20 protein-coding genes are annotated in these 22,160 nt (G+C 55.3%); 4 read left to right on the top strand and 16 right to left on the bottom strand.

Features of this window, described 5'->3' with window-relative positions:
• Window positions 1-64: 64 nt before the first annotated feature.
• Genes hemG through pepQ form a run of 4 tightly spaced genes read right to left on the bottom strand, consistent with a single transcriptional unit; the run spans window position 65 to window position 4,056 of the window.
• Window positions 65-610 carry a menaquinone-dependent protoporphyrinogen IX dehydrogenase gene (gene hemG, locus APU02_RS12615; RefSeq protein WP_042292697.1) on the bottom strand — a complete coding sequence of 182 codons (546 nt, stop codon included), beginning with the start codon at window positions 608-610 and terminating at the stop codon, window positions 65-67.
• 11 nt (window positions 611-621) lie between these two features.
• Window positions 622-2,073, bottom strand: coding sequence for a Trk system potassium transporter TrkH (gene trkH, locus APU02_RS12610; protein ID WP_060570174.1), 1,452 nt, complete (start codon window positions 2,071-2,073; stop codon window positions 622-624).
• Between the two features lie 37 nt (window positions 2,074-2,110).
• Window positions 2,111-2,725 (bottom strand): IMPACT family protein, encoded by a 615-nt coding sequence (locus tag APU02_RS12605; protein WP_042292704.1) that lies wholly within the window; start codon window positions 2,723-2,725, stop codon window positions 2,111-2,113.
• Window positions 2,725-4,056, bottom strand: a complete 1,332-nt coding sequence (pepQ, locus tag APU02_RS12600; RefSeq protein WP_060570173.1) for a Xaa-Pro dipeptidase — start codon at window positions 4,054-4,056, stop codon at window positions 2,725-2,727. Before pepQ ends, APU02_RS12605 begins: the two co-directional genes overlap by 1 nt.
• A 189-nt stretch (window positions 4,057-4,245) precedes the next feature.
• Here pepQ and fadB point away from each other — a divergent pair, with 189 nt between their 5' ends.
• Window positions 4,246-6,435: a fatty acid oxidation complex subunit alpha FadB gene (fadB, locus tag APU02_RS12595; RefSeq protein WP_060570172.1), complete on the top strand. Its 2,190-nt coding sequence runs from the start codon at window positions 4,246-4,248 to the stop codon at window positions 6,433-6,435.
• Between the two features lie 9 nt (window positions 6,436-6,444).
• Window positions 6,445-7,608: an acetyl-CoA C-acyltransferase FadA gene (fadA, locus tag APU02_RS12590; RefSeq protein ID WP_060570171.1), complete on the top strand. Its 1,164-nt coding sequence runs from the start codon at window positions 6,445-6,447 to the stop codon at window positions 7,606-7,608.
• A gap of 119 nt (window positions 7,609-7,727) precedes the next feature.
• Here the strand turns inward: fadA and fre are convergent, their stop codons facing one another.
• Together fre and ubiD are read right to left on the bottom strand one after the other, a co-directional pair.
• A complete protein-coding gene (fre, locus tag APU02_RS12585; protein ID WP_060570170.1) occupies window positions 7,728-8,429 on the bottom strand; it encodes an NAD(P)H-flavin reductase in 702 nt (233 codons plus the stop codon).
• Between the two features lie 40 nt (window positions 8,430-8,469).
• A complete protein-coding gene (gene ubiD / locus APU02_RS12580) occupies window positions 8,470-9,963 on the bottom strand; it encodes a 4-hydroxy-3-polyprenylbenzoate decarboxylase (protein ID WP_072197114.1) in 1,494 nt (497 codons plus the stop codon).
• Between the two features lie 179 nt (window positions 9,964-10,142).
• On the opposite strand from ubiD, the gene rfaH reads away from it, so the two are divergent.
• Window positions 10,143-10,631, top strand: a complete 489-nt coding sequence (gene rfaH, locus APU02_RS12575) for a transcription/translation regulatory transformer protein RfaH (RefSeq protein ID WP_042292718.1) — start codon at window positions 10,143-10,145, stop codon at window positions 10,629-10,631.
• Window positions 10,632-10,655: 24 nt separating this feature from the next.
• Here the strand turns inward: rfaH and tatD are convergent, their stop codons facing one another.
• From tatD to udp, 9 genes are all read right to left on the bottom strand, one after another.
• Entirely contained in the window at window positions 10,656-11,438 is a 783-nt protein-coding gene (gene tatD, locus APU02_RS12570) for a 3'-5' ssDNA/RNA exonuclease TatD (RefSeq protein WP_042292721.1), read from the bottom strand.
• Between the two features lie 41 nt (window positions 11,439-11,479).
• Window positions 11,480-12,271 (bottom strand): Sec-independent protein translocase subunit TatC, encoded by a 792-nt coding sequence (gene tatC, locus APU02_RS12565; protein ID WP_042292723.1) that lies wholly within the window; start codon window positions 12,269-12,271, stop codon window positions 11,480-11,482.
• A 2-nt stretch (window positions 12,272-12,273) separates the two neighbouring features.
• Window positions 12,274-12,840, bottom strand: coding sequence for a Sec-independent protein translocase protein TatB (tatB, locus tag APU02_RS12560; protein WP_042292725.1), 567 nt, complete (start codon window positions 12,838-12,840; stop codon window positions 12,274-12,276).
• Between the two features lie 3 nt (window positions 12,841-12,843).
• Window positions 12,844-13,098 carry a Sec-independent protein translocase subunit TatA gene (tatA, locus tag APU02_RS12555; protein WP_042292727.1) on the bottom strand — a complete coding sequence of 85 codons (255 nt, stop codon included), beginning with the start codon at window positions 13,096-13,098 and terminating at the stop codon, window positions 12,844-12,846.
• A 79-nt stretch (window positions 13,099-13,177) separates the two neighbouring features.
• On the bottom strand, window positions 13,178-14,818 hold the full coding sequence (gene ubiB, locus APU02_RS12550) for a ubiquinone biosynthesis regulatory protein kinase UbiB (protein WP_042292730.1): 1,641 nt from the start codon (window positions 14,816-14,818) through the stop codon (window positions 13,178-13,180).
• Window positions 14,815-15,420, bottom strand: a complete 606-nt coding sequence (gene ubiJ / locus APU02_RS12545; protein ID WP_042292733.1) for a ubiquinone biosynthesis protein UbiJ — start codon at window positions 15,418-15,420, stop codon at window positions 14,815-14,817. The genes ubiB and ubiJ overlap by 4 nt, the downstream gene beginning before the upstream one ends.
• A 13-nt stretch (window positions 15,421-15,433) precedes the next feature.
• Entirely contained in the window at window positions 15,434-16,189 is a 756-nt protein-coding gene (gene ubiE, locus APU02_RS12540) for a bifunctional demethylmenaquinone methyltransferase/2-methoxy-6-polyprenyl-1,4-benzoquinol methylase UbiE (RefSeq protein ID WP_042292737.1), read from the bottom strand.
• Window positions 16,190-16,283: 94 nt separating this feature from the next.
• A complete protein-coding gene (rmuC, locus tag APU02_RS12535; protein WP_042292740.1) occupies window positions 16,284-17,711 on the bottom strand; it encodes a DNA recombination protein RmuC in 1,428 nt (475 codons plus the stop codon).
• Window positions 17,712-17,850: 139 nt separating this feature from the next.
• Window positions 17,851-18,612, bottom strand: coding sequence for a uridine phosphorylase (gene udp, locus APU02_RS12530; RefSeq protein ID WP_042292742.1), 762 nt, complete (start codon window positions 18,610-18,612; stop codon window positions 17,851-17,853).
• Between the two features lie 261 nt (window positions 18,613-18,873).
• Between udp and APU02_RS12525 the strand changes: the two genes are divergently transcribed.
• Complete coding sequence (locus APU02_RS12525; RefSeq protein WP_060570169.1) at window positions 18,874-19,686, top strand: dienelactone hydrolase family protein; 813 nt, start codon at window positions 18,874-18,876, stop codon at window positions 19,684-19,686.
• Between the two features lie 62 nt (window positions 19,687-19,748).
• Here the strand turns inward: APU02_RS12525 and metE are convergent, their stop codons facing one another.
• Window positions 19,749-22,010, bottom strand: a complete 2,262-nt coding sequence (metE, locus tag APU02_RS12520; protein ID WP_060570176.1) for a 5-methyltetrahydropteroyltriglutamate--homocysteine S-methyltransferase — start codon at window positions 22,008-22,010, stop codon at window positions 19,749-19,751.
• Window positions 22,011-22,160 lie beyond the last annotated feature (150 nt).

Raw genomic sequence — 22,160 nt, 5'->3', positions numbered from 1 at the left:
ATTTCGGGCTGACAAGAGGAAATTTAAAATAATTTATCAACCGCGCAATTTTTATTCTTTACGTTTATTTAACCGGCGATTTGACGGTTAACTGGGCGATTTCCCGGGCAAAACCTGCAACCTGCTCCCAGTCGGTATAGATCACTTCTTTATTGGTGTCCGTTTCGCCGCCTGACATTTTCATAATCAGTTTGATCATTATGCGGTCATACCAGCGATAGCGCGGGTAAAGCAACGCGCCGGCGATCACCGCACAGCGGTCAGGGCGCCACTGCGAGCTCATTAAAAATTTACGCGCGTAACTGTTAGTCTGCGGCGTGCGCTTTTCCGGTTTACGCGCCACCAGATTTACGGAATAGAACGCGCTCGGCATCCCGTTCAGCCGCGTCGCATGTTTTTTTACGAACTCCTGAAAGGCTGTATGGTAATGCCCGTAACGTATAGACGCGCCAATAACCACGCGATCGTAGCTGTCCCATTCAGGTTCTTCGGTACGGTGCAAATTCACGACGTCTGCCCAGATGCCCAGTTCTTTCAGTTCTGACGCCAGATACGAAGCGATTTCGCGCGTTTGTCCATCCCGGGTTGAAAAAAGAATCAGTGTTTTCACGTGTTACTCCATTATTCACGCCAGAAGGTCGGGGTAAAAAGTACCAGCAAAGTGAAGACCTCAAGACGGCCAAACAGCATATTGGCAATCAGGATCCATTTCGCCACCGGATTCATACTGGCAAAGTTGTCCGCGACGACACCCAGCCCGGGTCCAAGGTTGTTAAGTGTAGCCACCACGGAGGCAAACGCGGAAAAGTCGTCCACGCCAGTCGCGATAATCGCCAGCATACTGACAATAAATACCAGAGCATACGCCGAGAAAAAACCCCAAACCGCTTCGAGGATACGTTCCGGCAGCGCACGGTTCCCCAGCTTAATACTGTAGACCGCATTCGGATGCACCAGTCGCTTCAGTTCTCGGTTCCCTTGTTTGAACAACAGGAGGATACGGATCACCTTCAGCCCCCCGCCTGTCGAACCGGCGCAACCGCCGATAAACGCGGAGCACAACAGCAGCACTGGCAGGAACAGCGGCCAGCGCGCAATACTGTCGGTAGTGAAGCCCGCCGTCGTCGCCATCGACACCACCTGGAAAAAGGCCTGGTTGAGCGTCGTTAGCGCAGAGTTATAAACATCATGGAACCAAAGCACGATCGTGCAGATGACCACCAGCGTAAGCTGCACGCCAATAAACATGCGAAACTCCGGGTCACGCCAGTACACTTTGAGGCTACGTCCGCTTAACAAAGAGAAGTGCAAACCATAGTTACAGCCGGAGATTAATAAAAAGATAGCGATAATCGTGTTAATCGTTGGGCTGTCAAAATAGCCCACGCTGGCGTCGTGCGTAGAAAACCCGCCGATGGCGATAGTGGCGAAGCTGTGCCCGATAGCGTCAAACGCGGGCATCCCGGCAAACCATAGCGCCAGCGCGCAGGCCACGGTCAGCAGGACGTAGATCAGCCACAGCGTCTTTGCCGTCTCCGCAATACGCGGGCGCATTTTGTTGTCTTTTAGCGGCCCGGGCATTTCAGCGCGATACAGCTGCATCCCCCCGACGCCAAGTATCGGCAGAATCGCCACCGCCAATACGATGATCCCCATCCCGCCAAACCACTGCAGCATCTGGCGATAAAAAAGAATCGCGTGCGGTAACGAATCCAGACCCACCAGTGTGGTGGCGCCCGTTGTGGTTAAACCGGAAAATGATTCAAAAAACGCATCGGTAATGGTGAGGTTCGGGCTTTCCGAGAAAATAAACGGTAACGCACCCACGCTACCCAGCACGGTCCAGAACAACACCACAATCAGAAACCCTTCGCGCGATTTCAGTTCACCTTTCTCGCGGCGGTTAGGCCACCACAGCATTGAGCCTATCGCCAGCGCGACAAAGAACGTTTGCGTAAATGCACGTCCCGCCCCATCACGATAGATGAGGGCTACCAGTCCGGGAATAATCATCGTCCCCGAAAATAAGATGACCAGTAGTCCAACGATTCGGGTAATGGCGCGAAAATGCATCTCTGCCGCTTCCTTAGTTCTTCAAAATGAGGGGGGATTATTCTTCAATCGCTAACAAATGCAATGAACCGCGGCTAAAATCCGCCAGCCTTGCTGAAAATTCGGCCACTTTCGCATAAGGAAGCGCCACCCTGAGCCGAACGAACGCCTGGTATTCACGCGTGACGATGTTGCCGTCATGCTGAGCCAGAAGTGTTTCCACGCCAGCCAACTGCGCGTATTCACACTGCAAAGTATATTCGGTTAACGGCGTCTTGCGCTGTGTTGTTAGCTGACGCAGCGCCTGATTGACGCCGCCGCCGTACGCTTTCACCAATCCACCTGTTCCGAGCAGGATCCCACCGTAATAGCGCACCACCACGGCGGTGATTTCTCCAACGCCGCAGCCCATCAGTTGGGCAAGCATTGGCTTGCCCGCCGTGCCCGCCGGTTCGCCATCATCGGAAAACCCCAATTGCTGCGAATCATCCGGCGCGCCTGCCACCCACGCCACGCAATGGTGACGGGCATCCGGATGCGCCGCTTTCACTGACCCGACAAAGGCTTTCGCCGCCTCAACGCCATCGGTATGCGCCAGAAGCGTAATAAAGCGGCTTTTTTTGATCTCCTCGACTACAGTGACCGGCGCCGCAGGAATTAACCAACTGTCCATTACGCCAGTTTCAGATCCCGCGTCATGTTTTCCACGCCGTTATCATGAATCACCACGTTATCTTCGATACGAATGCCGCCGAACGGTTTCAGCGCTTCAATTTTCTGCCAGTTGAAATGCTTGCTGTACTGCCCTTCGCGCCACGGCGCCAGCAGCGACTCGATGAAGTAAATCCCCGGCTCAATGGTCAGGACCATGCCAGGCTGGAGCACGCGGGTACAGCGCAGGTACGGATATTTTGACGGCGCGGCAAGATGCGTACCGCTGTCATCCTGCATAAATCCGCCAACGTCGTGTACCTGTAACCCCAACTGATGGCCGATTCCGTGCGGCATAAACGGCCCGGTAAGATTATTCTCCACCATCGCTTCTTCGCTCATATCCGTAACAATCTGGTGCTTACGCAACAACTTGGCGATGCGTTGATGGAACTGGATGTGATAATCAACGTAGCTGACGCCCGCCTTCATGGTGGCGATCAGCGCCAGCTGTTCATCGTTAACGTCTTTTACCAGCTGCGCATAATCGTTGTCGCTTTTCGCCGACCAGGTACGTGTGAGATCTGCCGCGTAACCGTTGTACTCTGCGCCCGCATCCAGCAAAAAGCTGCGGATTTCAGATGGTGCCTGATGATCCAGTTTGGTGTAATGCAGTACAGAGGCGTGTTCATTGAGTGCGACGATATTGCCGTAAGGCACATCGGTATCACGATGTCCGGTGGCGGTCAGGTAGGCCAGATTAATGTCGAACTCGCTCATGCCGGAACGAAAGGCTTCCTCTGCGGCACGATGACCATTCACCGCCATTTTCTGCGCTTCACGCATACAGGCCAGCTCATAGTCTGTTTTATAGGCGCGATAATAATGCACGTAATCAATCACCCCTTTCGGGTTGATATTGCTGGCCGCAATATCCAGTTGCAGCGCGCGCTCCGGAACCGGGCCAATATAGCCGATATTGCCGCGTGCAGCAGGCAGTTGGCTACCAATGCCCTCCGCTTTTGGCAGCGCAATGACTTCAATTTCTTCTGTCCAGAAGGAGGTCGGCAGCGGTTCCACATTGTGCCAGTAATCCACCGGTAAATAGAACCACAGTTTCGGTTTGTTTACGCCATCCACCAGCAGCCAGCAGTTCGGCACCTGCGTCACTGGCACCCACGCCTTAAACTGCGGATTCACTTTAAACGGATAGGGATGATCGTCGAGGAAGACGTTAACCAGCTCGCCGGAATGAATAAGTAACGCATCGAGTTTGAAGCGCGCCAGCGCGTCACGTGTCCGTTCCTGTAGGGTAACGATATGATTTTTATAGAGTGCGGCCAGTGATTCCATTTTCTATCCTTCTGCTTTTTTGACCTCAAGTCTCCGCATCTTAGCACAACGACCCGAAAGAGCGTGATTTCTGCCGACCGTGATCGGATCGGCATTTTTTTAATCACTTATTTGCATTTCTTTAACACAAAATACACACTTCGATTCATCTGGTACGACCAGATCCCCATGCGGATTCAGGAGACTGACATGCTTTACAAAGGCGACACCCTGTACCTCGACTGGCTGGAAGATGGCATCGCCGAACTGGTGTTCGATGCCCCCGGCTCAGTCAATAAACTCGACACTGCGACCGTCGCCAGCCTCGGCCAGGCGCTGGATGTACTGGAAAAGCAGACAGATTTAAAAGGGCTGCTGCTGCGTTCTGAGAAAGCAGCCTTTATTGTCGGTGCGGACATCACCGAATTTCTTTCACTGTTTCTGGTTCCCGAAGAACAGTTAAGCCAGTGGCTACATTTTGCCAACAGCGTCTTTAACCGTCTGGAAGACCTGCCGGTCCCTACCCTTTCCGCCGTCAACGGCTATGCGTTGGGCGGCGGCTGCGAATGCGTGCTGGCGACCGATTACCGTCTGGCGACGCCCGATCTGCGCATCGGTCTGCCGGAAACGAAGCTGGGCATTATGCCAGGCTTTGGCGGCTCCGTCCGTATGCCGCGCATGCTGGGCGCCGACAGCGCGCTGGAAATTATTGCCGCCGGTAAAGACGTTGGCGCAGAGCAGGCGCTGAAAATCGGCCTGGTCGATGGTGTGGTGAAGGCGGAAAAACTGACGGAAGGCGCAATAGCGGTACTGCGCCAGGCGATTAACGGCGATCTGGACTGGAGAGCGAAACGTCAGCCAAAACTGGAACCCCTTAAACTCAGTAAGATTGAAGCCGCCATGAGCTTTACCATCGCCAAAGGCATGGTCGCGCAGACGGCGGGCAAACATTACCCGGCCCCTATGACAGCGGTGAAAACCATTGAAGCGGCGGCGCGCTTTGGCCGCGAAGAAGCGCTGAACCTGGAAAATAAGAGCTTTGTTCCATTGGCGCATACCAACGAAGCGCGCGCGCTGGTTGGCATCTTCCTGAACGATCAGTTCGTAAAAGGCAAAGCGAAGAAGCTGACCAAAGACGTTGAGACGCCAAAGCAGGCTGCCGTGCTGGGCGCGGGTATTATGGGCGGCGGTATCGCTTATCAATCGGCATGGAAAGGCGTGCCGGTGATCATGAAGGATATCAACGACAAATCGCTGACGCTGGGAATGACCGAAGCCGCCAAACTGCTGAATAAACAGCTGGAGCGCGGCAAGATTGACGGTCTGAAGATGGCGGGGGTGATTTCGACGATTCATCCGACGCTCGACTACGCTGGCTTTGATCGCGTGGACGTGGTTGTGGAAGCCGTTGTGGAAAACCCGAAGGTGAAAAAAGCCGTGCTGGCGGAAACAGAAGAAAAGGTCCGCCCGGATGCTGTGCTGGCGTCAAACACGTCCACGATTCCCATTAGCGAACTGGCAAGCGTACTGAAGCGTCCGGAAAACTTCTGCGGGATGCATTTCTTTAACCCGGTGCACCGTATGCCGCTGGTCGAAGTGATCCGTGGCGAACAAACGTCTGATGACACCATCGCCAAAGTGGTGGCGTGGGCCAGCAAAATGGGCAAAACGCCCATCGTCGTTAACGACTGCCCGGGCTTCTTCGTTAACCGCGTACTGTTTCCGTACTTTGCCGGATTCAGCCAACTGCTGCGCGACGGCGCGGATTTCCGCAAAATCGACAAAGTGATGGAAAAGCAATTTGGCTGGCCGATGGGTCCGGCGTATTTGCTGGACGTCGTGGGCATTGATACCGCCCACCATGCGCAGGCAGTGATGGCCGCAGGTTTCCCGCAGCGTATGCAGAAAGATTATCGCGACGCGATCGACGCCCTCTTCGACGCCAACCGTTTTGGTCAGAAGAACGGTCTGGGTTTCTGGCGCTATAAAGAAGACAGCAAAGGTAAACCGAAAAAAGACGACGACGCGGCCGTGGACAGCCTGCTGGCGGACGTCAGCAACGCGAAGCGTGATTTCAACGACGACGAAATTATCGCCCGCATGATGATCCCAATGGTCAACGAAGTGGTGCGTTGTCTTGAAGAAGGCGTCATCGCCAGCCCGGCGGAAGCCGATATGGCATTGGTGTACGGCCTGGGCTTCCCGCCATTCCACGGCGGCGCGTTCCGCTGGCTGGATACGCTCGGCAGCGCGAAGTACCTCGACATGGCGCAACAGTATCAGTCTCTCGGTCCGCTGTATGACGTGCCGGAAGGGCTGCGCGACAAAGCGCGCCATAACGAACCCTACTATCCAGCAGTTGAGCCAGCCCGTCCGGTTGGCGAGCTGAAAACGGCTTAAGGAGTCACAATGGAAAAGGTTGTCATTGTTGATGCGATTCGCACCCCGATGGGCCGTTCAAAAGGCGGCGCGTTCCGTAACGTGCGCGCGGAAGATCTCTCCGCGCACCTGATGCGTAGCCTGCTGGCGCGTAACCCGGCGCTGGCTCCTGCCGCGCTGGACGATATCTACTGGGGCTGCGTACAGCAGACCCTGGAGCAAGGTTTCAACATCGCCCGCAACGCGTCGCTGCTGGCGGAGATCCCGCACTCGGTTCCGGCAGTTACCGTTAACCGCCTTTGCGGTTCGTCAATGCAGGCGCTGCATGACGCCGCGCGGATGATCATGACCGGCGATGCGCAGGCCTGTCTTGTCGGCGGCGTGGAGCATATGGGCCATGTGCCGATGAGCCACGGCGTGGATTTCCATCCGGGTCTGAGCCGCAACGTCGCCAAAGCCGCGGGTATGATGGGGCTGACCGCAGAGATGCTCTCCCGCATGCATGGCATCAGCCGTGAAATGCAGGACGCGTTTGCCGCGCGATCGCACACCCGAGCCTGGGCGGCAACCCAGTCTGGCGCGTTTAAGAATGAGATCATCCCGACCGGCGGTCACGACGCGGACGGTGTGCTAAAGCAATTTACTTACGACGAAGTGATCCGTCCGGAAACGACCGTCGAAGCGCTGTCCACCCTGCGTCCGGCGTTCGATCCGGTCAGCGGTACGGTAACGGCAGGCACTTCGTCAGCCCTTTCCGACGGCGCAGCCGCGATGCTGGTTATGAGCGAGGGCCGTGCGCGGGAACTGGGCCTGAAAATTCGCGCCCGCGTACGTTCAATGGCGGTGGTGGGGTGCGATCCCTCGATCATGGGCTACGGTCCGGTTCCGGCGTCGACGCTGGCGCTGAAGAAAGCCGGGCTGACCGCCAGTGATATCGGCGTATTTGAGATGAACGAAGCGTTTGCCGCGCAGATCCTGCCGTGCATTAAAGATCTTGGGCTGATGGAGCAGATTGACGAGAAGATCAACCTGAACGGCGGCGCGATCGCCCTCGGTCATCCGCTCGGCTGTTCAGGCGCCCGCATCAGCACGACGTTAATCAATCTGATGGAACGTAAAGATGTGGAGTTTGGTCTGGCGACAATGTGTATCGGCCTGGGGCAGGGCATCGCGACAGTATTCGAGCGTGTCTAGGTGAGTTCAAGGCCCGGCACGCTCCGGGCCACCAGAAAAATCACCGGAGGGCGTCTCCCTTCACCGGGCATTATTTAGTTGCCGTTCTTCCCGCCTGTCAGGGGCGGGTTTTTTATTGCTTAAATGAAAGCGAACGCATCGCCAAACAGACGATCGGCTCGCGCGCTGCGCTCGTTGCAGAACAGGTCGCGCGCAATTTTCGCCATCTCAAAGCGACCCGCAATATAAATATCATGTTCTGCCAACGTACCGTGATCCTGCAACACGGCGGTTAATACCGTCCCGGTGCGCCCGCGCCAGCCCACTTCAGGCTGTTCAACCACCGGCTCCACGCGCAGGTTCGGGTGCTTCAGCGTCAGCGCTTCCAGCTCTGAGAGATCGTAGAGATGCTTTTCTTCGCGGCCACCCCAGTAAATGGTCACCTCACGGTTCGGGTTGCGCGCCAGGGCCGTCAACAGTATTGAACGCGCGTAAGAAAATCCGGTACCGCCGGCAATCAGGATCAGCGGGCGCTCTTCATCGTCGCGCAGCCACGCTTCACCGTGCGGAATATCAACGACGATCTCATGATCTTTAAGAATGCGATCCATCACCGCTTTGGCATAGAGGTTAATTTCAGACGCGCCAATATGAAGCTCAATAAACCCCTGTTCGTCCGGCGTTGACGCCATTGAGAACGGACGTTTATCCCGTTCGTCCATCACCACCATCAAATACTGACCGGCACGAAAGGAAAATGCCGCGTCGGGCACTAAACGAACGCGGTATACGGTATCGGTGATAGCTTCTACCGAGGTCACTTTACAGCTTAAGGTTGTCATGCGCTCCCTCTATGGGTCTATAGGGCAAAACGTTCGCGCCTCAGGCGCCTTTACCGTGATTAAAGATGGCCAGTTCATCCCAGATCGCGTCAACACGCGCGATAACATCCGGGTCTTTTTTAATGGGACGCCCCCACTCGCGTTGGGTTTCACCTGGCCATTTGTTCGTGGCATCCAGCCCCATTTTTGAACCCAGCCCGGAGACCGGCGAAGCAAAATCCAGATAATCGATTGGCGTGTTTTCGACCAGCACCGTGTCCCGTGCAGGGTCCATACGGGTGGTGATCGCCCAGATGACGTCGTTCCAGTCGCGAGCGTTGACATCGTCATCGCAGACGATAACAAACTTGGTGTACATAAACTGGCGTAAAAATGACCAGACCCCCATCATGACGCGTTTAGCATGTCCCGCGTACTGTTTTTTCATCGTCACAACGGCCAGACGGTACGAACAGCCTTCCGGCGGCAGGTAAAAGTCGACAATTTCCGGAAACTGCTTTTGCAGAATGGGGACAAAGACTTCGTTCAACGCTACGCCAAGTACCGCCGGTTCATCCGGTGGACGACCGGTATAAGTCGAGTGGTAAATGGCGTCTTCACGCTGGGTAATATGCGTGACGGTAAAGACCGGGAAGCTGTCCACCTCGTTGTAATAGCCGGTATGGTCCCCGTATGGGCCTTCCGGCGCCATCTCGCCGGGCTCAAGATACCCTTCCAGTACGATCTCCGCGCTGGCTGGCACTTCGAGATCGTTAGAAATACATTTAACCACTTCGGTTTTTGTACCGCGCAGCAGACCGGCAAAAGCATATTCGGACAGCGTATCCGGCACTGGCGTCACTGCGCCAAGAATCGTGGCCGGATCGGCCCCCAGCGCCACGGAAACCGGGAAGCGCTCGCCAGGGTGCGCCGCACACCACTCCTGATAATCAAGTGCGCCGCCGCGATGCGACAGCCAGCGCATGATGAGCTTATTTTTACCAATCAACTGCTGACGATAAATGCCCAGATTTTGCCGCTCTTTATGCGGCCCACGGGTCACGGTAAGCCCCCAGGTAATGAGCGGCGCAGCATCTTCCGGCCAGCAGGTCATAATGGGAATGCGGTTCAGATCGACGTCATCACCCGTAATAATCTTCTGCTGACAGGGCGCGCCACGAAGGCGCTTCGTCGGCATATTCAGCACCTGTTTGAACTGCGGAAGTTTGTCAAAGAGATCGCGAAAGCCCCTCGGCGGTTCCGGTTCTTTCAGAAAGGCCAGCAGCTTACCCACTTCACGCAGTGCGGAGACATCATCCTGCCCCATCCCCATCGCGACGCGCTTTGGCGTGCCAAACAGGTTACAGAGCACCGGCATGGAATAGCCTTTAGGATTTTCAAACAGCAGCGCGGGTCCGCCAGCACGCAGCGTGCGGTCAGCAATTTCGGTGATTTCCAGGTGCGGGTCAACTTCAAGCGTGATGCGTTTAAGTTCGCCCTGTTGTTCAAGCAGCGTCAGGAAGTCGCGTAAATCGTGATATTTCATGGCGTCCATTATAGCCTCTGGGTAAGCGCCTCATTATACGGCGTTCATCATCGTGATGCTGTATTTTTGTTAAATTAGCGTGAACTCAGGCAGCCAACAAAGAAGCAGCCGGAATTACGCCGGGTATAATTAACTTAGCGCATAGCTTTTGCTATGCTTGCGCCCCGAACAAGCGGATAAGAGTCATTATGCAATCCTGGTATTTACTGTACTGCAAGCGCGGGCAACTTCAGCGTGCCCAGGAACACCTCGAAAGACAGGCGGTCAATTGCCTGACGCCGATGATCACCCTGGAAAAGATGGTGCGTGGAAAACGTACCGCAGTCAGCGAACCGCTGTTCCCCAACTATCTGTTTGTGGAATTTGATCCGGAAGTGATTCATACCACAACGATTAACGCCACGCGAGGCGTCAGCCACTTCGTTCGTTTTGGCGCTTCCCCGGCCACCGTGCCCCCCAGCGTCATCCATCAGCTCTCCGTGTATAAACCGGAAGGCATTGTGGACCCGGAGACGCCTTACCCGGGTGACAGCGTGATCATCACCGAAGGCGCCTTTGAAGGGCTTCAGGCAATCTTCACCGAACCAGACGGCGAAGCGCGCTCTATGCTGCTGCTTAACCTGCTGAATAAAGAGGTGAAGCAGAGTGTGAAAAACACGGGTTTCCGTAAGCTATAACGCTCTTGCCGACCCGCATCCGGTTCACAGCGCGATGCCGAACAGCGTTCTGACATTGGTATCCGTTGTGGCGGCAAGCCACTGCGGATCGTCCCCGCGCCAGTGCGCGATACGCGCGAAAATATGCGGCAGATGCGCCGGTTCATTGCGCCGCGACGCCGGTTTCGGCGACAGATCGCGCGGCAATAAATAGGGTGCATCGGTTTCGATCAGCAGCTTATCCGCAGGAATAAACGGCAGTATTTCACGCAACGCCAGCCCGCGGCGCTCATCACACACCCAGCCCGTAATGCCTATGTATAACCCTCTGTCGATGCACGCCTGCATCTCCTGGCGTGTGCCGGTAAAACAGTGCAGCACAGCGCCCGGGAGCTTATCCAGCCACGGGTCGAGCAGCGCCAGGAAACGCGTATGCGCGTCACGGCAATGCATAAAAACCGGCATCTGTAATTCGGCGGCTATCCGCAACTGTGCGTCGAAAGCTCGTTCCTGCTCTTCTGGCGTGGAAAAGTTGCGATTGAAATCAAGACCGCACTCGCCAATCGCCACCACCTCCGGTAACGCCGCCAGGGCGACAATGGCTTCCTCCGTTGACGGTTGCCATTGGCTACTGTCGTGCGGGTGAACGCCGGCGGTGGACCAACATTGGGGATAATGTTGCGCAAGACGCTGCGCCTGCTGACTTTCATGGAGATTCGTGCCGGTAAGAAGCATGCCGTTCACGCCAGCGGCAAGCGCTCGCGCCACCACCTCGTCCCGGTCTCTGGAGAACTGCGAACTGGTCAGGTTTACGCCAATATCAAACATGCTTCTCTCCATATGAAAACCGCCCTGACGGGCGGTTATATTTAATCTTCGGTCTTTCCGGCTCTTGCAGCGTCTGCTTCTGCTTCCGCCTCGTTATCTTCATCCCGCGTCTGTCGTTTGCCGACGTAAAAACGCGAAAAGAAAACGCCGACTTCAAACAGGCAGTACATGGGTATTGCCAGCAGTGTTTGAGAAAAAACGTCCGGCGGCGTAAGCAGCATGCCAATTACAAAGGCGCCAACCAGCACGTAGGGACGTTTTTTACGCAGATCGTCCGGCGTGGTAATACCTACCCAACACAGCAATACGATGGCAACGGGCACCTCAAAGGAAATACCAAACGCCATAAACAGCGCCATGACAAAGCTGAGATAGCTGGCAATGTCGGTCGAGACCTGTACGCCTTCCGGCGCAGTGTTAGCCAAAAAGCCAAACGCCAGCGGGAACACCACGAAATAGGCGAACGCCATACCAATATAGAACAGCAGCGAACTGGAGATCAGCAGCGGTACCACCAACCGTCGCTCATGTTTATACAACGCCGGTGCAATAAACGCCCAGACCTGATACAGGATCACTGGTGCTGACAGGATCAGCGACACCATGAAGGTCAGTTTGATTGGCGTGAAAAAGGGTGATGCGACGTCCGTCGCGATCATGGTCGCACCCTGCGGCAGCTGTTTTATCAGCGGCGCGGAAACCAGGTGATAGATGTCATTAGCAAAATAGACCAATGCCAGAAAAATCACGATAACCGCAATGATGCAGTTAAGCAGGCGTTTGCGCAGCTCGATCAGGTGCGTGATAAGCGGTTGAGTATCTTCTACAGCCATGTTTACGGTTTATCACTCGACGTGGTGGAGGCGCCTGCAGCAGGCGCAGCGGATTTCGGTTCAGCGTCTTTCACGCCAGCGACAGGCTTCTCCGCCGCCACAGGTTTTTTATCCTCGGCAACCGCAGCCGTTTCCAGAGCCTCGGGGGCCTGTTCAGGCGCGCTGGCCTGGACTTCTGCCGTCGCCGGGGTAACCCCTTCATGCTGCTCTTCGTTCCCTTTGACTATCGGGTTATGGATAGTATGCGCTTCATCACTCGCCTTTTCCGGCTCGTTAGCGCTGTAGGAACGTTTCATCGACTCTGCCGCCTGACGCAGTTCGTCCATTGAGGCCTTCAACTCAGGCGTCAGGTTTTCGAGGCTCGCTTTCTCAACTTTTTTCAGGCTGTCCTGAAACTCCTGGAGCTTCAGTTCCTGCGTCAGTTCATTCTGAACGGTCGTGGCGAGAGAGCGCAGCGCGCGAACCCAGCCCGCTATCGTTTTGACGGCTACCGGCAGTCGCTGCGGCCCCAGCACGACGAGGCCGATAATAAATACCAGTAACAGTTCGCTAAAACCGATATCAAACACGAATTACACCTGCTCTTTATCGTGGCGCTTGGCGTCTTCTGTTTTAGCGTCTGCGGGTTTGTCAGTGATTGACTTCGCGGTGAAGTCAGCATCCTGACTGGTTTTTTCCTGTTTCGCATCATCATCACTCATGGCTTTTTTGAAGCCTTTAATGGATGCGCCGAGATCGGAACCGATAGAACCGAGCTTTTTGGTGCCAAACAACAGGACAACGATGACGGCAATGATCACCAACTGCCAAATACTGATACCACCCATACATGTTCCTCAGTGATAGATGATGAAATAATTAGGCCCGTAGTATACGTTACATAGCCCGCGATGAGCGATGAAAAAATCAGCGAGTTTTGCGCCAGCCAACGATCCAGGCGACGAGGCCGCCCGCCATTAACCAGCCGGGCATATAGCCCCATTCAGGACGACTAATCAGCAGGAAGGTCCCACTTAATAGCAGCGTGGCGCCAATACCGAATAAATAACGGGACTGACCCTGACGGACATGGTTCTCATGAAGCTCGCGCGCAATCTTATCAACACTGTGCTGTAAATATTTGCCCTGGCGCAAACTGTCGTACACCAGTTCAGGCAGTTCCGGCATTTTTTCGACCCAGAACGGCGCTTTTTCCTTAAAGGCTCTGACCAGAGCAGGAATACCGACCTGATCTTTGATCCAGGATTCGAGAAAAGGTTTCGCCGTTTTCCAGAGATCGAGCTGCGGATACAGCTGACGACCCACGCCTTCAACGTACAACAATGTCTTCTGCAATAATACCAGTTGCGGCTGCACTTCCATGTTGAATCGACGCGCCGTATTGAAAAGGTTTAACAACACGTGGCCAAACGAGATCTCCGCCAGCGGCTTTTCAAAGATAGGCTCACAGACCGTGCGGATAGCGAACTCAAACTCTTCGACGTTGGTATCCGGCGGAACCCAGCCTGAATCGACGTGTAATTCCGCCACTTTGCGGTAATCACGGTTAAAGAAGGCGATGAAATTTTCCGCCAGATAACGCTTATCTTCTTTGTTTAACGAGCCGACAATACCGCAATCAATACCTATATACTGCGGATCTTCCGGGTGCTCATAGCTCACGAAGATATTGCCGGGGTGCATGTCCGCATGGAAAAAGCTGTCGCGAAACACCTGGGTGAAGAACACTTGCACACCGCGTTCTGCCAGCAGTTGCATGTTGGTGCCGTTCTTTTCCAGCGCCACGACATCGGAAACCGGAATACCGTAAATGCGCTCCATCACCATCATGTTCTCACTGCAATAGTCAGAATACACTTCCGGGACGTAGAGCATCGGGCTGCCTTCAAAGTTTCGGCGCAGCTGGATAGCATTAGCCGACTCGCGCAGCAGGTTCAACTCATCGATTAGCGTCTTCTCGTACTCGCGTACCACTTCCGTTGGACGCAGACGACGACCATCCGGCAGCAAGCGGGGCACCCAGCGCGCCAGGCGGTAAATAAGCTTAAGATCCGCTTTGATGATCGGCAAAATGTCCGGCCGGATAACCTTAATGACCACCTCTTTGCCGTTCGATTTCAGCCTGGCCGTATGCACCTGGGCGATGGACGCTGACGCCAGCGGCTTGATCTCAAAATCGTCAAACCAGGCTTCAACGGGCAGTCCGCCCATCGCCGCTTCGATTTGCGCTTTCGCCAGTTTGCCGTCAAACGGCGCAACTTTGTCCTGCAACAGCGCAAGCTGGTCAGCAATTTGCGGCGGGAAGAGATCGCGGCGGGTAGAGAGCATCTGCCCGAACTTGATCCACACTGGCCCTAACTCTTGCAGTGCCAGTCTCAGCCGCTCTCCCAGCAGTTTGTCTTTATGACGGTTTGGCATCCAGAACAGGCCATATCGCCATAACCGTAGCGGCAGCGTGATCCGCATTCTGGGGATGAGCTCATCAAGTCCGTAGCTTAAAAAGGTGCGAATGATGAAATATAGGCGCCGTACTTCACCTGGCGTCATTTAGCCTCCAGTTTTTCCAGCCGCTTCGTCAGCGCATCAACAGCGCGTTCCACCGCTGCCGTTTCTTCCGCAAACCAGGCGACCTCAAGGGGTCCGGGCGCCATTCGCCACTCTTCCGTGATTGCTTCGGCGACATAGCGCTGTTGGCGTTGAATGCCGTGACGGAGAAATCTGGCCCCACCGCGCAGGGCTTTACCGATCCCTTCCGCCGCGATATCGCCAGTGTAGGGCGCGATCAGCTCGGCAGGATCGAATTCCGCTAAATCGGCAAGGGCGACAAAATTCTGAACGACCTGAATATCACCCTGAACTTCCAGTTCGCCACTGCGAATCAGCGCGGTGAGCTGCTGACGGTCGCGCAGTTCAGGCAGCACGCTGGCGTAGGTAATGACGGTGCAATCAGCCTCGCCCGCCCACTCACCCAGCACGTCAACCTGACGCTCGCTGAAAACCAGAATCAATGATGTCGAAAAGCCTTTTAGTTCCACGCGCAGCACTTTACCCAGCAGGCGCGTTCGCGCGGTTTTCAGCGCTGGTGAACGGTACAGGAACGTATTGAGCAGACTTTCCATTCCTGCGGTCACTAAGGGTTTAAAAGGCATCCCCGCTCTCCTGTCAGAACTTATAGCCGCGATGCAGCGCTACCACACCCGCCGTCAGGTTGTAATAATCGACGCTTTCAAACCCGGCGTCCTGCATCATCGCTTTCAGCGTGTCCTGATCGGGATGCATACGAATAGATTCCGCTAAATAGCGGTAGCTGTCCGCATCGTTCGCCACCATGGAACCGATACGTGGTAGAACGTGGAAAGAGTAGGCATCGTAGGCTTTGCTCAGCGGCTCGATAATCGGCTTAGAAAATTCCAACACCAGCAGGCGTCCGCCGGGTTTCAGCACGCGGAACATGGAGCGCAGGGCTTTGTCTTTGTCCGTGACGTTACGTAGACCGAAGGAAATGGTGATACAGTCAAAGGTGTTGTCCGGAAAGGGCAGCGCTTCCGCGTTAGCCTGAACGTATTCGACGTTGCCGATAACCCCGATGTTACGCAGTTTTTCACGGCCCATCTTAAGCATGGAGTCATTGATATCCGCCAGGATCACCTTGCCGGTTTCACCGACCAGGCGAGAGAACTTGGCCGTCAGATCGCCCGTCCCTCCGGCCAGATCAAGCACCGTCTGACCGCGGCGAACGCCGCTGCAGTCGATAGTGAAGCGCTTCCACAAGCGATGAATGCCAAATGACATTAAATCATTCATGACATCATATTTTGAAGCCACAGAATGAAAAACGTGGGCCACCATGTCTGCTTTCTGTTCTTTAGCGACAGTCTGAAAACCAAAGTGCGTCGTTTCTTGTGAATTATCCACCATCTCAGTGCCTGCTCATCAAAAAATTGTTCGAGAAGTGTAACAGATTGGGGCTATTTGCCCTACCCTTCTACCCGTTCCGGCGACGCCAAACGGGCTAAATCGATTGCTGTTTGACGCCGCTATCGTCTGAATGAAGCGTGTTTTCAGGTGCTTCGGGCACCGCGCGCAAACGGTATTCTTCATCCTGCGACGTCGCCTGTTCGGCCAGTTCCGGATTAATCTCGCGTTTGATTTCCACGCCTAACCCCCGAAACGCTTCTGCCTGCGCCAGCACGTTGCCGCGCCCCGACGTCAGTTTTTTCATCGCCTGACGGTAGTTGTCCTGCGCTTTCTCGAGGCTTTGCCCGACAGACGACATATCATCCACAAACAGCCGCATCTTGTCGTACAGTTTACTGGCTCGTTCGGCAATTTGCTGCGCATTGCGGCTTTGATGCTCGTAGCGCCACAGGTTGGCGATGGTCCGTAACGCCACCAGCAACGTCGTAGGGCTGACCAGCATAATGTTATTTCTCAATGCCTCGGTAATCAGCTCGGGCTGTCTGTCCAGCGCCAGCAAAAAAGCAGGCTCGACGGGGATAAACATCAGCACATAGTCCAGCGAACGCAGTCCTGGAAGCTGCTGGTAATCTTTACGCCCAAGCAGGCGAATATGGTTACGCACGGATGCGATATGCTCCTGGAGCGCGCTCTCACGGGTGACGTCATCTTCCGCGTTGAAATAGCGCTCATAGGCCACCAGCGTCATTTTAGCGTCGATCACGACATCTTTGCCCTGCGGTAAGCGGACAATCACGTCGGGCTGCATCCGCGAACGAACATCATTTTCAATGCTGACCTGCGTTTCGTACTCATAGCCTTCGCGCAGGCCGGAAGCCTCCAGCACGCGGGTAAGCACCACCTCACCCCAGTTGCCCTGGGTTTTATTGTCGCCTTTCAGCGCGCGCGTGAGATTGACCGCTTCCTGCGCCATCTGCGCATTGAGCTGTTGCAGATTACGAATCTCATGCGCCAGCGTATGCCGCTCGCGCGCCTCCTGACCAAAGCTGTCCTGAACCTGGCGGCGAAAACCGTCCAGTTGCTCACGCAACGGCGTGAGCAGGCTGTTAAGGCTCTGTCGGTTTTGCTCGTCGACCCGGCGGTTGCTTTGCTCAAAAATCCGGTTCGCCAGGTTTTCGAACTGCTCGCTGAGGCGCTGCTCGCTGTTGATCATCTGACGAATTTTGTCTTCCGCATGCTGCTGCGTCGCTTCCATTCGCGTCGTAACTTCCCGCAGATCCGCTTCCAGCGAGGTGTTAATACTGCGCAGACTGCGAAGCTCATTGTTCAGCAGTTCGCACTCGTCGCGCCAGTGATCGCTTTGGGCAAGCTCCTGTCTGGCCGCGCTTAGCGCCGCCACCATCTCTTCACGCTCGCTAAGCTGATCGGCTTTTTGCTGTGCATGTTGATAACTGGCGATCAGCCAGCCCAGCGCAACGCCTACCAACGCTAGCACTGCATAAATTATGAGAGAGATATCCAAAATGCCTCCTGCCGCAACCACTCACCAGCACAAAATAGAATTGTGCTGTATAAACGTCCAGTTTGAAAGGGATTTCCTGCGAGGCGTTACGCAAAATAAAAAGGCCGAACGCGTCGGCCCTGGGGGGAAAAACAGAAAATTAGATCAGGCGACGCGCCGCTTCCACCACGATTTTCACCGCATGGCTTTCGGTTTGCTTCATGGTCTCGGCGTTCGGTATCTCTTGCTGAGTACGGTTGACGATAACCCCGGCAACCATTCCCGCACGCAGACCCTGGCTGGCGCACATGGTCAGCAAAGTTGCAGACTCCATCTCATAGTTCATGACGCCCATCGCCTGCCACTCTTCCATCGAGCCTTTAAAGCGGCTCACAACGCGACCAGAATAGGTGTCGTAACGCTCCTGCCCTGGATAGAAAGTGTCAGAGGACGCGGTTACGCCTACGTGCGTAGTCGCCCCTATTGATTTCGCCGCCTCGACCAGCGCGGTGGTACAGTCAAAATCTGCCACCGCCGGGAATTCCATCGGCGCGAAGTGCAGGCTTGCACCGTCGAGACGCACAGATGCCGTGGTCACCAGAACATCGCCCACATTGATATGCGGCTGAATCGCGCCGGTGGTACCGATACGCAGGAAAGTACGAATGCCCAACTGCGCCAGCTCTTCTACGGCGATGGAGGTGGACGGGCCGCCGATACCGGTCGAGCAGACAATCACAGACTTGCCGTCCAGCTCTGCGCGCCAGGTCGTAAATTCGCGATGCGATGCCAGCTTAACCGGCTTATCCATCAGCGCGGCGATCTTTTCCACACGCTCCGGATCGCCTGGAACGATTGCAAGCGTAGCCCCTTGTAAATCGCTTTTGGTGAGGCCGAGATGAAAAACATCAGACTTGGACATATAAAACTCCTCTGTGATTCGGTTTTAGTCAGAAGAAGCAAAAAGATACTCTACCGAAGGATGCAGGTGATTTTCGTGACCATCATCACCATGAGGGAAAACAGTTGCATTGAATTACGCTGATTAAGTGATGCCGATCACAATTAGTTGTCAACCCTGCCTTCCATTGCACAAAAATTGAGCCAATTCAGGCAGTGTGCTTTAGTGAAGGCTGTCTATAGTTAACATTGCGCTATGTATTTTAAGGGTACGGAGAATACCATGACCTCAACACAACAAACGGGCTTTGCACCTGCGGCCTCTCCCCTCGCCTCTACAACGGTTCACACTCCGGACGACGCCATTATTGCCGGTTTTACCTCCATCCCTTCTCAGGGAGAAGATATGCCGGCTTATCAGGCGCGACCAAAACAAAACGATGCGCCCCTGCCAGTGGTCATTGTAGTGCAGGAAATTTTTGGCGTGCATGAACACATCCGCGATATTTGCCGCCGGCTGGCGCTGGAAGGGTATCTGGCTATTGCGCCAGAGCTCTATTTTCGCGAGGGCGATCCGAATGATTACAGCGACATCCCGACGCTGTTCAGCAATCTGGTCAGCAAAGTGCCGGATGCACAGGTGCTGGCCGATCTTGACCACGTCGCCAGTTGGGCGGCCCGCAACGGCGGCGATCCGCACCGTCTGATGGTGATCGGTTTTTGCTGGGGGGGACGCATTAGCTGGCTGTACGCCGCGCATAATCCACAGCTCAAAGCTGCCGTCGCCTGGTATGGGAAACTGATGGGTGAAAAGACCCTGAACTCACCGAAGCATCCGGTCGATATCGCCACGGATTTAAATGCGCCAGTGCTGGGGCTGTATGGTGGTCAGGATACGGGGATCCCGCTCGATACGGTTGAGACAATGCGCCAGGCGCTGCGGGCGGCAAACGCGAAAGCAGAGATTGTAGTTTATCCGGATGCCGGACACGCATTTAATGCCGATTACCGTCCGAGTTATCATGCGGAATCCGCGAAAGATGGCTGGCAGAGAATGCTGGCGTGGTTCAGCCAGTACGGCGGGAAGAGAGCGTAATGATTAAAAGCCCGGTGGCGGCTACGCCTTGCCGGGCCTTTGTCACAGGGTTGGCAAAGGTATTAACCCTGACGCAAATTCTGCGCTGCCTTCACCATGTTCGCCAGCGCCGCCCGCGTTTCCGGCCAGCCGCGAGTTTTCAGGCCGCAGTCCGGGTTGACCCACAAACGTTCCGCCGGGATGCGCTGGGCCGCTTTTTGCAGCAGGGCTTCAATCCACTCCACGCCTGGCACGTTCGGGGAGTGAATGTCATACACGCCCGGCCCAATTTCGTTCGGGTAGTCGAACTCTTCAAATGACTCCAGTAGCTCCATGTCTGAACGCGACGTCTCAATGGTGATCACATCCGCATCCAGCGCGGCAATCGAGTCCATGATGTCGTTAAACTCGCAGTAGCACATGTGGGTGTGGATCTGCGTGTCGTCCTTAGCGACGGCGGCGCTGATGCGAAACGCTTCCACGCCCCACTGTAAATAGGCATCCCAGTCGCTGCGACGCAGCGGCAGACCTTCACGTAGCGCCGGTTCGTCAATCTGGATAATACCAATGCCCGCCGCCTCCAGATCCGCCACTTCATCCCGCAGCGCCAGCGCGATCTGTTTGGCGATGGTTTCGCGGGTTACGTCTTCGCGCGGGAAGGACCAGCAGAGAATGGTCACCGGACCGGTTAACATGCCTTTTACCGGCTTGTCGGTCAGCGACTGAGCGTACTTCGCCCAGTCGACGGTAATCGGCGCAGGACGGCTGACATCACCAATTACCACTGGCGGCTTCACGCAGCGCGAGCCGTAACTCTGCACCCAGCCGTTCTGGGTAAAAACAAAGCCGTCAAGATGCTCACCAAAGTACTCCACCATGTCGTTACGCTCAGCTTCGCCATGGACCAGCACGTCCAGTCCTAATCGCTCCTGTTCAACAATCGCCTGCTTAATGTGTTCGGCAATACCGGTGCGGTAGTGATTCGCATCCAGATTACCTTTTTTGAAGTCCAGTCGCAGGCCGCGGATTTCCGTGGTTTGCGGGAAGGAACCGATGGTGGTCGTCGGCCAGGCGGGTAATTTGAAACGCGCACGCTGGGCTTCGGCGCGTACTTCATACGGATTCTGACGTTGACTGTCCTGCGCGGAGATCGCCGCCAGACGTTTTTCTACCGCCGCATTATGTACGCGTGTTGACTGCCGACGCGCCTGAATTGGTACGCTCCACTCGCGAATTGCCGTCGTGTCGCCGCTGTTCAGCGCATCGCGCAGCAGGGCCAGCTCTTCACATTTTTGCAGAGCAAAGGCAAACCAGCTTTTCACCTCCGCATCCAGACGGGTCTCTACGCTCAGATCGATCGGGCTGTGCAGCAGGGAGCAGGAAGAAGCGATCCACAGCTCACGTTTGTCCACGATGTCCTTAATTTGTGCGTATTTTTCCGTTAGATCGGCGCGCCAGACGTTACGACCATTTACCAGACCTGCAGACAGTAGCCAGTCAGCGGGCAGACGCGTATGCAGTTCCGCCACATCGTCTTTACCGTGTACCAGGTCAACGTGCAGACCCTGTACCGGCAGCGCTGTAATGGTGTCGAGATTCGGCGTCACGCCCTCGAAATAGGTGGTGAGCAGCAGCTTCACCTGTCCGGTGAGCGCGTCATACGTCGGTTTAAAGGCATCGAGCCAAATCTGGGGCAGCTCCAGCACCAGCGCAGGCTCATCGATCTGTACCCACTGAATACCGCGTTTGCCCAGCTCAATCAGCACCTGTTTATAGACCGGCAGAATATCGTTCAGCAGGCTGAGACGGTCAAATTGCTCGCCTTTCACTTTACCCAGCCACAGGTACGTTATCGGACCCAGCAGGACCGGTTTCACCTGGTGGCCCAGCGCCAGCGCTTCGTCTACTTCGTCCAGAAGCTGGGTCCAGGTCAGTTTGAACTGCTGACCTTTTACGAATTCCGGCACCATGTAGTGATAGTTAGTGTTAAACCATTTGGTCATTTCTGCCGCCGCAGCCGGTTCACCGGTCGGCGCGCGACCGCGACCGATGCGGAACAGGGTATCGATATCAACAGAGCCGTCTTTATTCTGATGACGCGCCGGCACGTTGCCAAGCAGCAGGCTGGTGGTCAGCACATGATCGTACCAGGCGAAATCGCCTACCGGCAGCAGGTCAATACCGGCCTGTTTTTGTTGATCCCAGTGGCGCGCGCGCAATTCACGCCCTACCGCCAGCAGCTCTTCACGGGACGCGTTGCCCGCCCAGTAGCTTTCTTGCGCTTTTTTCAGCTCGCGACGCAGGCCGACGCGAGGAAAACCGAGGGTGTGATTAATAATTGTCATTTTTATAACCTCATAATGTGTAATCCGAAGGATTTCGGATTTAGGGAAGGCGGCAAACTTGCTCATCCCCAGCAGCTTACTGAAGTAAGTGACTGGGGTGAGGAAGTGCAGCCAACGCACCATAAATTCGAAAGACGCAGGATTTAGACG

The organism is Citrobacter sp. 50677481 (assembly GCF_001463265.1).
GTDB lineage: Bacteria > Pseudomonadota > Gammaproteobacteria > Enterobacterales > Enterobacteriaceae > Citrobacter_A > Citrobacter_A sedlakii.
Note: the sequence above shows the minus strand (reverse complement) of the source record. Positions and strands in the feature narration are given on the sequence as shown.